At 40.5% G+C, this 12,840-nt stretch carries 10 protein-coding genes; 4 read left to right on the top strand and 6 right to left on the bottom strand.

The window, feature by feature from the left end; genetic code table 11:
- Positions 1 to 98 precede the first annotated feature (98 nt).
- On the top strand, positions 99 to 713 hold the full coding sequence (locus PN471_RS12395) for a transposase (RefSeq protein ID WP_271777099.1): 615 nt from the start codon (positions 99 to 101) through the stop codon (positions 711 to 713).
- 231 nt (positions 714 to 944) lie between these two features.
- On the opposite strand, the gene PN471_RS12390 is transcribed toward PN471_RS12395, so the two are convergent.
- Positions 945 to 3,596, bottom strand: a complete 2,652-nt coding sequence (locus PN471_RS12390) for a DUF3536 domain-containing protein (RefSeq protein WP_271777098.1) — start codon at positions 3,594 to 3,596, stop codon at positions 945 to 947.
- Between the two features lie 233 nt (positions 3,597 to 3,829).
- On the opposite strand from PN471_RS12390, the gene cax reads away from it, so the two are divergent.
- Positions 3,830 to 4,924: a calcium/proton exchanger gene (gene cax / locus PN471_RS12385; protein WP_271777097.1), complete on the top strand. Its 1,095-nt coding sequence runs from the start codon at positions 3,830 to 3,832 to the stop codon at positions 4,922 to 4,924.
- 646 nt (positions 4,925 to 5,570) lie between these two features.
- Entirely contained in the window at positions 5,571 to 6,128 is a 558-nt protein-coding gene (locus PN471_RS12380) for a peptidoglycan-binding protein (protein ID WP_271777096.1), read from the top strand.
- Positions 6,129 to 6,228: 100 nt separating this feature from the next.
- Here PN471_RS12380 and map read toward each other — a convergent pair whose 3' ends face one another.
- The 5 genes from map to PN471_RS12355 form a co-directional block, all read right to left on the bottom strand.
- Positions 6,229 to 7,056 (bottom strand): type I methionyl aminopeptidase, encoded by an 828-nt coding sequence (gene map / locus PN471_RS12375; protein ID WP_271777100.1) that lies wholly within the window; start codon positions 7,054 to 7,056, stop codon positions 6,229 to 6,231.
- A 115-nt stretch (positions 7,057 to 7,171) separates the two neighbouring features.
- On the bottom strand, positions 7,172 to 7,570 hold the full coding sequence (locus PN471_RS12370) for a cupredoxin domain-containing protein (RefSeq protein WP_271777095.1): 399 nt from the start codon (positions 7,568 to 7,570) through the stop codon (positions 7,172 to 7,174).
- Positions 7,571 to 7,800: 230 nt separating this feature from the next.
- Entirely contained in the window at positions 7,801 to 10,656 is a 2,856-nt protein-coding gene (locus PN471_RS12365; RefSeq protein WP_271777094.1) for a M16 family metallopeptidase, read from the bottom strand.
- Between the two features lie 185 nt (positions 10,657 to 10,841).
- Positions 10,842 to 11,270 carry a VOC family protein gene (locus tag PN471_RS12360; RefSeq protein WP_271777093.1) on the bottom strand — a complete coding sequence of 143 codons (429 nt, stop codon included), beginning with the start codon at positions 11,268 to 11,270 and terminating at the stop codon, positions 10,842 to 10,844.
- A gap of 150 nt (positions 11,271 to 11,420) precedes the next feature.
- A complete protein-coding gene (locus PN471_RS12355; RefSeq protein WP_271777092.1) occupies positions 11,421 to 11,936 on the bottom strand; it encodes a TIGR02652 family protein in 516 nt (171 codons plus the stop codon).
- A gap of 239 nt (positions 11,937 to 12,175) precedes the next feature.
- Between PN471_RS12355 and PN471_RS12350 the strand changes: the two genes are divergently transcribed.
- Positions 12,176 to 12,679: a gamma carbonic anhydrase family protein gene (locus PN471_RS12350; protein ID WP_271777091.1), complete on the top strand. Its 504-nt coding sequence runs from the start codon at positions 12,176 to 12,178 to the stop codon at positions 12,677 to 12,679.
- Positions 12,680 to 12,840 lie beyond the last annotated feature (161 nt).

The following is a 12,840-nucleotide window of genomic DNA, read 5'->3' as shown; positions in this document are numbered from 1 at the left end:
TCGTCTCCCCGCCCTTTGTATTGGTCTCCCCGCCCTTTGTATTGGTCTCCCCGCTTTTTATATCCCTTTATCTCTTTTTGGTCTTATTCTTTCATCCCATGAAATATAACCCCAAAATTCATCATCGCCAATCAATTCGCCTCCGGGGTTATGATTATTCACAACCAGGATCATATTTCATCACCTTATGTACCCAAAACCGTGAATGTAATTTGGGCGAAATCATGAATGGGGAAATGAAATTCACAGTTAGGGGTTTTATTATTGATGAATTTTGGTCAAAAATACCTGACCATTTTCCTAATGTTGAATTAGACGAATTTGTTGTTATGCCTAATCATGTTCATGGCATTATTGTGATTAATGATAATTTTCATGAAGGTGGGAAATATCAACAAAATCACGAAAAGGGCGGGGAGACTAATACCAATACAGAGGGCGGGGAGACTAATACCAATACAGAGGGCGGGGAGACCCCGCCCCTACGGAAGACGACGTTGGGACAGGTTATTGCTTATTACAAATATCAAACAACGAAAATTATTAATCAAGTTGATGATACCCCTGGAGTGCGTGTATGGCAACGCAATTATTATGATCGTATTATTCGTCATGAAAAAATTTTAGAACTTGCTCGTCAATATATTTTCCAAAATCCTTTCCGTTGGGATAAAGATCCTCATCACCCCCTTAAATTGAGTCAAAGCTATTGACACGAAGCGAAAAATTTGTTATCATGAAAACGACGAGGAAGAACTAGCCTTAGTGCATAAGCGCAAGCAGTAAATTATAGCTGTAGCCAGGATAATTAGGACATTATTGATCCTTGAAACCTAATCATACCAAGGATTTCACTCTTGACTCTTGCCTCTTGCCTCTTGCCTTCTGCTATAGTAAGCTAATTTAATAATGATGCAGTGGTGGGGAATGCCCACCCTACAAATTTACGGCAACTTATCCAAATAAGGACTGACATCAACAGCTAATTTTTGCCCTAGTTTTAGTAATTGACGACATTGCATAGTTTCTGCTTCACTATCAATACTGGTAATGCGTGGCAATATTTGACTGTGTAAGCAACTCCAATAGAGTTCTTGGGAATGGTTTAAATTAATGCCCAGATGTAATTCATGACTAATATCAATTAATCGTTCTAAACGCTGAATATCTGCATCTATTTTGCTATTGGCATCATACAATAATTGCCACAATAACCGGACTATTAATTGTTCTAAAATTTGATTACCATCGGGAATATTTAATTGACAACGCAGATGTTTAGCTTCAGTAGCGATCGCTTCCAATTCTCCCATCAGATTCCGGCTTAATTGCAAATCAGTAATATCTTGTTCTAAAGATTTCAACGTCGTTAAACAACGATACCCCAAAGCAATTTCCGCCGCTACCTGTAATTCTCGTGGTACTTCCAACTCATCCCGATGAAAAGCCATAATCACACCGTAATTATCACGATACGCCTGGGTATATAATTGGTCTAATCGTGCCAGTGTATCCTGACTCAACAACCGCATAATCCGGTGACGTTCTTCCGCAAATAAAGTCTGTAAACTAAAGGTATCGTCCCCAAATAATTGAGTCATCACCAAAATTACATGAGCGACACTAGCCTGTTGTAGGGACGTAAACAGCTTTTCCCTGATTTGACTATAATTACGTCGTCCGGCAAACTGCTGAATACAACAATGAAAATCCCAACCACCCAAATGCAAAACCGCAAAGACTAAATTTTCACTTTCCCAAGTAATATCTGACACTAGCTGCAAATGCCCCACTGCCATAGTTAATGGACCCAAGCTTTGCTTATGATAATCTAACTCATTGGCATTATAGCAATAGACACGCTGATAATGACTATGGGGATGTTCATCGTTTTGTTGTTGAGGAACAGTATTTTTGTGATGATTAAAGAGGGAAGTAATAGCGTAATGGGCAGCAACTTCTTTAAAGCCAATTTGGGCAGTTAGCACCAATTGACGATATATCTCCGCCCCATGTATAAACTCTTCCACATTACTAGGAGCTAAATTTAAAAGTTTAAGAAAACCTTTTTCTAATTGTACACCTGCCACATCTCCTGCTAATTCTAAAGCGCGAGAGGCATAGCGCAAAATCTGTGTTCCCTCTGGACGGGAAATTTCCTCAAAAAACCAGCCGCAACTGGTGAACATTAGCAAGGAGTGACGCTGCATTTCCAACAAGCGTAAAGCTTCTACCTGTTCAGCAGCTTGGAGTTTGCGAGTTTGATGGTGAGATAGAAATCGGTGAATATTAGCGGGAGTGCGATCGCCCATGACCTGAATATATTCGTCCCTCGCTTGCCAAGGATCACGAAACAACGGATTCCCATATTCCTCATAGACATCAATTAACTGATCCCGCAGCCAATTTAACGCATTCCGTAACGGTCGTCGCCATTTTTGATGCCACACACCCCCTTCACCACCACAACCACAATCATCTTGCCATCTATCCACACCGTGAGCGCAACTCCAGGCCGTCACCGACTTGATTTTTACTTCCCAAGAGGGAGGATTTAAACTTAAATAGTGGGCAAAATTGGTGACAGTCCAACCATGACGGGGAAACTCACCAATAAAGGCATAGGCTAAAGTCTTCTCTGTTCCCTTTTTGTGATGTCCAAAAGTTTCTCCATCTGTAGCTACAGAAATCAATTGGGACTGACGATGATCTCCACGAATAGCCGCCCCAATCCGTCCCGCAAAATGATGGGAATTGTAGACAACATCACTAAAACCCATATCCCGCGAAATTGGACCATCGTAGAAAAAGATATCAATATAGGGAGTTGATTTTTTTTCAGACTCGTCACTATCCAAATAACAACGATAAGGACGAGTTGGATCAATTTGATTACCTCCCACCTCATGCCATTGACTATCAGAATCATCTCCTGTGGGGATTGGACGACAACGCTGGGCTTGAGAAGGAGCTAAAATGATAAATTTAATGTCTTCCGCTACCAATGCTTCTAAGGTGGCATAATCTACGGCTGTTTCCGCCAACCACATTCCTTCAGCATCACGACCAAAGCGAGAACGGAAATCCTCCTTACCCCAGCGAATTTGTGTATGTTTATCCCGTTCATTGGCTAGAGGCAGGATAATGTGATTATAAACTTGAGCGATCGCATTGCCATGACCATTGAGGCGATCGCAGCTTTTCGCATCAGCATCCAAAATCCGCTGATAAACGGACCCATCGTAGCGTTCTAACCACGACATCAGCGTTGGACCGATATTAAAACTCATATATTCATAATTATTCACAATCTTCACAACCTCGCCTCGGTCATTTAAGACCCTAGCAAAAGCATTAGGACGATAGCATTCCCAATGAATCCGCTCATTCCAGTCATGAAAAGGACTAGCGCTAGGTTGACGTTCAATCGCATCAAGATAAGGATTTTCTCTAGGAGGTTGATAAAAATGCCCATGAACCGTCACATAAACACCCTGAGCAGTTTTCAGGGGATCATGTTCAGGACTGGATTTAGCCTCTTGATCTAATGGTAATATTGAGTCATAACTACTTGGTATTTCCGCTGCCAAAGTCATATATCTTTATCCAAATAAATGTGTAATTTTGAAGAATATTCTTACTATATATACCTTTTTACAATTGTTGTCACTGTGAGGAATAGGAGTTCAGGAGTCAGGAGTCAGGAGTCAGGAGAAAGAATAATAAGGAAGAAGAAAGAATAATAAAATTACCCAATGACAACTGACCACTGACAACTGACAATGATATTTTAGACATTGTGTAAAAATCCCCTAAACTCAAGGTAAAAATGTCAATCAAGAACATTATTTTCACCGTGCTGCTGCTGTTTATACCCATATCCCTAGCAGCCCACTTTTTAGAATGGGGAGACTTAATAGTTTTCATCACCGCAGCATTAGCGATTCTCCCCCTAGCAGCGTGGATGGGTACAGCTACCGAAGAAATCACCGTAGTCGTTGGACCAGGAATAGGCGGATTTTTAAACGCGACTTTTGGCAATGCCACAGAACTGATTATTGCCTTAGTTGCCCTCAATGCAGGCTTAATTGATGTCGTTAAAGCCAGTATCACAGGTTCAATTATCAGTAACTTACTTCTAGTTATGGGCCTATCCATGCTATTAGGCGGGCTTCGTTACAAAGAGCAAACATTTGAATCAGTTGTAGCGCGAGTAAATGCTTCCTCTATGAACTTGGCGGTAATTGCGATTTTGCTACCAACAGCAATGAACTATACCTCCATAGGTATTAGCGAAGCAACTGTGCAAAATCTCTCCCTAGCTGTAGCCATCGTCTTAATTTTGGTTTACGGACTAACACTACTATTTTCCATGAAAACTCATGCTTATTTGTATGAAGTTGGCGTAGCAGAAATAGAAGAAGACGAAGAAGTTAGCCATGAAAAACCAAATGTCTGGTTATGGACTGGTGTACTCTTAGTTTGTACCCTGTTAGTTGCCTGGGAGTCAGAATTGCTAGTTGACTCCTTAGAAGTCGCCACATCTAAACTAGGTTTAAGCGCACTATTTACCGGGGTCATTTTAGTTCCCATTATCGGTAACGCTGCTGAACACGCCACCGCCGTCACCGTAGCCATGAAAAATAAAATGGATTTGGCTATGTCTGTCGCTGTAGGTTCAAGTATGCAAATTGCCCTGTTTGTTGCCCCAGTCTTAGTAATTTCCGGTTGGATATTTGGGCAACCAATGGATTTAGATTTTAACCCCTTTGAATTAGTAGCTGTTGCTGTATCAGTTTTAATTGCTAATAGCATTAGTTCTGATGGTAAATCCAATTGGTTAGAAGGAACATTACTTCTAGCAGCTTATACTGTCTTGGGTTTTGCCTTCTACTTCCATCCAGTTACTAATGGGATGGGTTAATTATACTATGCTACCGTGCTGACAAATACCCCAACAAATTTATTCAAGATTTGATATTCCCAATCTCATCAATTGGGATTTTTTATCCTTTACCAAGCCCTAAGTATTTTTTTGATAATTTTAACTCCCTTAAGATAGATGAATAAAATTCATAATAATTATAGTCTCAAATCAGATCATTCTTCCGATATCAACCGCCAGTACCGCCAGGCGGAAGTCAAAAATCAAAAGCAATAGGTCATAAGCTTTTTAGCGAGTGAGAATGGCTGGGTTATTTAAGCCGCAGTGTACTATAGCAATCCTAAATTAAATGTGTTCGCGAAGCGTGCGCGTGCCGTAGGTATCACATCTCTTAATTTTCCCACCTCTGTGTCCTCTGTGTCTGGAGTGGTTCGTTAAAAAAACTAGTTCATAACTCAAATAGGATTACTATGGATTTATTGTGAGAATCATTACAAAAAAGAGAGTGGGGGATAGGGATTTTTATTTGTTCCCATTTATTCCCCAGATATTCAATTAACTTTGCTCGGATACCTGTATACAGGTATTATATTTAATTTTCTAAATAACTCAGTACCATTCTACATTGCCTCTACTTTTCTTTTGCTATTTACTACTTTATAAATAAGCACAGCGATAAAATAAAATGACTGAAATCGGACTGCTGATGATGGGTATATTGAATCCAAAACCACTAAATATACCCCATTCTCTCTCACAGAAAATCTTTCCCAGAGAGAATGGTATGGGTTTAACAAATCATCAATCCAATAAATTAGCTGTTTACCCTCAAATTACACCGCCAGAATTTACTCAAATCGGTATAACTTCCCCAAATCATCTTTCAATCCTCTCATTCCGAAGGCACAAAATCTTTGAGCAAATAACCCAAAAACAGATGCCCCTCACTTCTTATGAAATAGCTGATGCTGGCAATATCCCCATCACAAAAAAAAGAGGTATTCCGGTATCCACAAGATACCCTAGAACCCAGAACCAACCCATGCCGGTGATTAGTTTTGGTAGTTCAGGTATATCTGTGAGAGCTTTACAAAAACTTTTAATTGCTAACGGTTATGGAATACCTATTGATGGAGTTTTTGGACCAGTCACCGAAACTGCTGTCAAAGCTTTTCAAAATCGTCGCCGTTTATCAACAGATGGTGTAGTTGGTCACAAAACTTGGTGGGAATTAACAATGTAATTGGTAATTGGTAATTGGTAATTGGTAATTGGTAATTGGTAATTGGTAATTGGTCATTGGTCATTGGTTATATAAATCATCTAAATCACAAGAATCATAGTTAAAGATGAGTTCTATCAGTTAAAATTTCATAACCACTATCTGTCACTAATACAGTATGTTCAAATTGAGCAGATAAAGCATTATCAACTGTTACCGCAGTCCATCTATCAGCTAAAATTCTGGTATTCTTAGAACCAGCATTTAAAATTGGTTCAATTGCTAAAGTCATCCCTGAGCGCAATTTAACATTTGGTATCTCACGAGTCCGATAGTTAAATACCGCTGGTTCTTCGTGTAAATTTCTACCTACACCATGTCCAGTAAATTGTTCCACCACTGTAAACCCATTGGCTTTGACATGATCTTCAATTGCACCGGCAATCTCTGTCAAATGGACACCGGCTCTTACCTGTTCAATCCCTTTATATAAAGATTCTTCCGCTATTTTAATTAGTCTTGCGGCTTCAGTTGTCACATTACCCACCGCGATAGTAATACAGGAATCGCCGTGAAAGCCTTGATAAAAAGCACCTGTATCAACTTTTAATACATCTCCTGCCCGAATTACCTTTTTCGGGCTAGGAATTCCATGTACAACTTCATGATTAATACTAGAGCAAATCGAGGCGGGGAAGCCATGATACCCTTTAAAGCTGGGAGTGGCATCCATTTCGCGGATACGTTTTTCGGCGTAAGCGTCTAAATCAGCCGTTGTCATTCCTGGTTGCACTAACTCAGAAATTTCTTTAAGAACAGTTGCCACAATCTTCGCTGATTGCCGCATAATTTCGATTTCACGGGCTGATTTAATTTCAATCCCCCGACGTTGTTGTTTTTCGGGTTTTGGCTGGGCTGGTTGCGAAAGTAGGCTGGTAAAAATATTCATCATGAAGTTTAGGAGTTAGCGGCGCTTTACCGATTAGGTGTGAGGTTGTTGAGATTTATTGCCAAAAATATCTATATTTTAAGTTAACTTATTTTGCGCCTCTAGGGATAGATGATCACCTAATCACAATTTCTCCTTTCATTCCTGCTTCCGTATGTCCAGCAATAGTACATCGTAAAGTGTATTTGCCTGGTTTCATAGGTACAAATACCCATTCTGCCTCTGCACCGGGTTTAAGTTCTAATTCGTGAATATTACCTTTAATTTCGACATTTCCGGCTTCGACTTTTTGCGTCCAAATTGCATCGGCAAAGTCTTTGGCTGTAAAATAATGTTTTTGTGAGCTAGGGTTACTTAATTTGAGATTGTAGCGATTGCCGGGGGTAAATTTTAAATGATTTGGCTCAAATTTTAATTCGTTACTAGAATTACCCAAGCTAACTGTAATCTCTATAGCTGGTTGTTTTAGTAAATTATTAGATAGGTTTTCTGCTGTTGCTGGAGATACACCCATGATTACCAGACTGATTAGCAGGGAAAATATACAGATGATGCGAGGTAGATTGTAGTAGACCTTAATTAAGAAGTTACTCATGGCTAAATAGATATTTGCAAATCACATCTATTCTTGCGGCAGATTACGTAGTTAGGAGGTACAGAATCTCAATTGAGACCCATACAAAAAGCCAGTTTTACTCCTGACTCCTGACTCCTGACTCCTGCTGTATTATCCATGACTAAGATTCATTTAATCTTTTTATGGGCAAGAATTGGTGGACCTGCGGTGACAACCACAATTTTATCAGGATGAAGTAATTCACGGGCAGCTTGATTGACTTGATTGAGGTTAACTTGCTCTATTTTGCTGGTAAACGATCGCAATTCTACCTGATTTAAGCCGTAAACTTCATTCATGACCATTTTTTGGCTTAATTGTTCGGGATTGGCTAAGGAAATATTATAATTGCTGATTAAATTGCGTTTGGCTGTTTCTACTTCAATAGGGGTAACACCTTGTTGATGAACTTGTTTGAGAAGGTTGCGGGTACTGGAAATTGCTTTGGGTGCATCTTCTGGACTGGTTTGCATTTCAATGAGAAATGTACCAACATTTTTACCTGTGATGAAATTGCTATAAATCCCGTAGGTTAAACCTTGGCGATCGCGCACTTCTGCCCCCAGTCTACTGGATAATGTATCACCTCCCAGAATTTGATTCAAGATCATTGCCGCATAAAATCGTTTATCTTGACGATTAATACCTGTATAACCCATATAAGTTATCGCTTGGGGTTTACCAGGAACAACCGGATTAACATTAACCACATTTTTCGGCATTCCCACATTGGGATATTGTACCGTTGGTGGTTTGCCTTGAACTTGCCAATCTCCTAATTCTGCTTGAATGAGCGATCGCACTTTGTTAACATCAAAATCACCCACAATGGCTAAAACTGTAGTATCAGGGCGATAATGTTGCGCTTTGAAAGCTATCACATCTTGACGTTGAATTTTGCTAATACTCTCCGCAGTCGGGAAGGTATGTAACGGATGTTTTTTCGGATAAATAGACTGCACAAAGATCCGATTTGCAACCTTATCAGGATCATCTAAATCTGAATCTAAGGAAGTTAAAGCTTGTTGACGCGCCAGAGCAAACTCCTTTTCAGGAAATGTACTATTTCTGATTACATCCGTCAAAGTCTCCAGCAAAATGGGTAAATCCACCGCTAAACTACTACCTTTAATCCGCACACCTTCACGATAAGCTTCAAAACTTAAATTTGCGCCCTTTGCCTCCAATCCTTGGACAATAGTCCGCATATCTTGAGTTTTCGTGCCATTCATCAGATTTGCTGCTACTAAAGAAGCTAATCCTCCCTGATTATCGGACTCAAATTCTGTTCCCGCTTTAATATTGCCGCTTAAAGTCACTGTTGGCGTAGTTTTGTCCGGTAATAGTAGTATGCGTAACCCATTAGCAAGTTGTAATTTCTGGGGTATTTGTCTCTTCTCCGCTTTGGGTAATATATCTAAAGGTGGTAAATATTGCTGAACCTCCGCAGGAACTACAGCCACATCAGTGCCAAAATTTTCTTGTGTTGGGGTTGAATAGGATGAACTTTGGTTGTTGAGCGAAGTCGAAACATGAACTGTTGCTACTTGTTTAGTCGGTTCAAAAAATCCCACCTTCCGCGCTGCTGGTTGCAAGTATTTACTGATAACATTAATCACATCAACAACTTGAACCCTACGAATTTTTACCAAGTGATTTTCTGTATATTGGTAATTATCCGTCGTGATTTGATCATTACCCAACTGCATCGCTTGATTAGTAATATCACGGTTATTTAAAATCACTGAAGCCGTTAATTGGGTTTTGGCTCGTTCTACCTGTTCCTTTGTCAAGCCGACTTTAGCAAGTTTATCCAGAGCCTTGATTACCGCTGCATCAAGCTTAGTCAAATCCTGACCTCCCGCAGATGTCACTAACATTTCATACCAACCACCCGCGCGTAAACTAGCGACATTTGCCGAAACATCATTAGCTAAACCTGATTCAACCAACTCCCGATACAAGTAAGAATTTTTACCCGCAGTTAAAATATAATCCATGACTTCCAGCGCGGGGATATCTGGTTGATTGATTTGAGGAAGTGGGTAAATTAGTTGTAGTAATGGATTTCCCCCCGGTTCTTGTAATTTAATTACAGGTGCAGGAGTAGCGGCTGGGGATGGAGTTATGAGGTTATGGGGTGAATATTGACGTTTAGGAATTTTCCCAAAAACAGTTTGTACCTTTTTCAAAGTTTGTGCGGTGTCAAAATCTCCCACAATTACCAAAACAGCATTATCAGGACTATAGAATTTTTGGTAATATTCCCTTACCTGTGCAACTGTGAATTTTTCCACATCCGCCTTAGTGCCACCAATCGGTAATCTATAGGGATGATCAGGAAAAACCGACATCATCACAGCGCGATTAAGACGATATTCTGGACTATTTTCATAACCTTGTAATTCAGAAATAACCACTCGCTTCTCACTAGCTAACTGTTGAGGATCTATCAGCGAGTTTTTCATCCTATCAGCTTCTAACGTCAACAGAGCGGTGAGTTTATCCCGTTCTGCCGTATTGTAATATGCGGTTTGGTCATAACTGGTAAAAGCATTAGAATCACTGCCTAAAGCACTAAATAACCGCCCAAATTGAATAGGACGATTGCTAGTACCTTTAAACATCAAATGTTCTAATTGATGGGCAATACCATTTACCCCAGGTGCTTCTTGACCTGATCCAAACTTGTACCACACCTGTACTGTCACCACAGGGGCATTATGAACCTCTTTAGTGAGAACAGTTAACCCATTATCAAGGACTGTTTTCCGAACATTTGCTGTAATAGCGAGATTTGGTGTTTCCTTGGCGACTAGTGTTTTATGAGATTTTTCTGAGTCGAAGTTGTGGAGACGGGGAGAGAAATCCGCCTTTTCCCCGCTAAAACCAGCATCTTGATGGCAGATAAAAGCCGCTATTACCCAGATACTCAAGATAAATAAGGAAAAGCGATGTCGTTGTGCAATAGAGAAAAAAGACATATCTTTGGCGAATAGCTATATGTAATTTAAGTTACATATATTGATTGACTGAGAAAATTGAGCAAATGTTTCTGTACCTCATGGAAGGAGTCAGGAGTCAGGAGTTCAGGAGTCAGAATTTCAGGGTGAAGAAGAAAGCAGAATAGTTTTCACCAATTACCAATTACCAATTACCTGTTCCCTTTTCAAGTTAATTTGTGCAAAAACCGCAAAAATTCCAAAGGCAACCCGTCAAAATCAGCGATAAACGCAACTTCTAAAATGTTATCGCCAATTTGCTGCTGTGTAGGTTCTAAAAGAATTTTCAGGGGTGGTAGATTTTCTATTATTGCTAACCGTGTTTTTAACCTTTCCAACCAAGTTGGTAAATCCGGTGTGATCTGCGTCACATCAAACGCCAGATGATAATAGCCTACATAATGTTCATCATCAAAAGCATCTGGGGCTGGTTTAGGTTGGGGAATTTGGATGAGTTCAATTCGAGTCCCTAAACCTTCCATCCAACAAGCTAGAGTATAACCGGTAGTGAAGCGATCGCCCACCGTAAACCCTAACTGCTCATAAAAAGCGATCGCTAAATGGATATTTGCCGTTCTAATAGAAGCATGGTGCATAGAATTTTGGATTTTGGATTTGAGATTTTGGATTCATCTACAATCTAAAACCCAAATTGGGGAACAGGGAACAGGGAACAGGGAACAGGGAACAGTAAGATATTTATTTAGACTTTCTTCTCTCTTGCCCCTTGCCTCTTGCCTTGTTACCTACTCAAACAACCGAAAATATGGATAACGCACCGGCACACCAGGTTCTTTATCCAAATCGAAGTTAATTACTTCCCAGCAAGGTTCAGCAGCGGAATCGGGGCTAAACTCCACAGGTAAGCCATATAATCGCGCCCCTGTAGCAACTTCCCCTTGTCCAGCACGCCAAGGTGTACTCCTTTCTAAATAGCCACTCATCAACTCCTGATAACGGTTAGCAACAATAATCCTCGTAGCCCGATAACCCTGAGTATAAAGCTTGTCCAAAGCTTCATGAATTTCAAACCGAATCCCATCAGGATGGGTATGTTGACGATACCATTCTCCATCCCATCTGCGCCAATGACGACCAGACTGTAAATGAACCAATTCCTCTGTTTTGGGTTCAGCTTCAAACGCGCCATGACGAGGACACAAATAAGTATCCGTCAATGTCAGGGCCGAAATAGTTTGGCGACAGTGAGGACACTGTATTTCAGGGCCAAATATCGGGTACTGAAAGCCTGGATTTATCATGAAGTGCGTATAAACATAATATTGTGTTTTTTGCCAGCACCAGTAGGTTTAACTTTACACTCCTGTTCCACTACTTTAAATAACTTGCTCAATGCTACATAAAATGAAGATAGTGCTTGAGAACAAGTTTCACAACCGCCTAACGATAGAAGGTCAACGTCGTGATATTCTGGTTTTGCCGCCAGCCCTAAAGGTTGGAGTTTCTCCAGTGTTCCTGGGTACCATATCCATATTCTATCGTGTCTATCTCTTCTGGCTGGAAATCTCCAGAATTTTCTCAAGCTGCTTTTGTGGCAGCAAACGCCACTATTATTGGTTCTGTCACCATAGCAGCCAAGGCCAGCATTTGGTATGGCTCTGTGGTTAGAGGTGATGTAGAACGAATTAAAATTGGCGAATGTACAAATATTCAAGACGGGGCCATTCTTCATAGTGATCCTGGTGTCCCCACAATCTTAGAAGATCACGTCACTGTCGGTCATCGCGCTGTGGTACATTCTGCTCACATTGAGCGTGGTTGTTTAATTGGTATTGGGGCAATAGTCTTAAATGGCGTCAGAGTCGGCACAGGTAGCATTATCAGCGCAGGTGCAGTAGTCACAAAAAACGTTCCCCCCGGTTCTCTAGTCATGGGTGTTCCCGGTAAAGTCGTCCGTCAACTCTCAGACACTGAAATCACCGAACTCATCGCACACGCTGAAAAATACTATCAACTAGCCCTCCTTCATGCTGTTAATGGGTAATGGGTAATTGGTAATTGGTAATTGGTAATTGGTAATTGGAATAAACTTCTTACCTGTCCCCGTGGCGTATCACCTGTAACCTGTAACCTGTAACCTGTCCCCTGTCCCCTAAAATTACACTTCTTTGCTCAAAAAGTTTTGTACTTGTCTAAGGGCAGCAG

Origin of the sequence: Aphanizomenon sp. CS-733/32, assembly GCF_028330045.1 — a bacterium.
Lineage (GTDB): Bacteria > Cyanobacteriota > Cyanobacteriia > Cyanobacteriales > Nostocaceae > Dolichospermum > Dolichospermum gracile.
The sequence above is the reverse complement of the archived record's forward strand: the minus strand, read 5'-3'. Positions and strand labels throughout refer to the sequence as shown.

Excerpts from the sequence above, each read along its gene's own strand:
- PN471_RS12395 (WP_271777099.1), top strand. The coding sequence starts at position 99 with ATGAAATATAACCCCAAAATTCATCATCGCCAATCAATTCGCCTCCGG.
- PN471_RS12390 (WP_271777098.1), bottom strand. The coding sequence starts at position 3,596 with ATGACTTTGGCAGCGGAAATACCAAGTAGTTATGACTCAATATTACCA.
- cax (WP_271777097.1), top strand. The coding sequence starts at position 3,830 with ATGTCAATCAAGAACATTATTTTCACCGTGCTGCTGCTGTTTATACCC.
- PN471_RS12380 (WP_271777096.1), top strand. The coding sequence starts at position 5,571 with ATGACTGAAATCGGACTGCTGATGATGGGTATATTGAATCCAAAACCA.
- map (WP_271777100.1), bottom strand. The coding sequence starts at position 7,056 with ATGAATATTTTTACCAGCCTACTTTCGCAACCAGCCCAGCCAAAACCC.
- PN471_RS12370 (WP_271777095.1), bottom strand. The coding sequence starts at position 7,570 with ATGGGTGTATCTCCAGCAACAGCAGAAAACCTATCTAATAATTTACTA.
- PN471_RS12365 (WP_271777094.1), bottom strand. The coding sequence starts at position 10,656 with ATGTCTTTTTTCTCTATTGCACAACGACATCGCTTTTCCTTATTTATC.
- PN471_RS12360 (WP_271777093.1), bottom strand. The coding sequence starts at position 11,270 with ATGCACCATGCTTCTATTAGAACGGCAAATATCCATTTAGCGATCGCT.
- PN471_RS12355 (WP_271777092.1), bottom strand. The coding sequence starts at position 11,936 with ATGATAAATCCAGGCTTTCAGTACCCGATATTTGGCCCTGAAATACAG.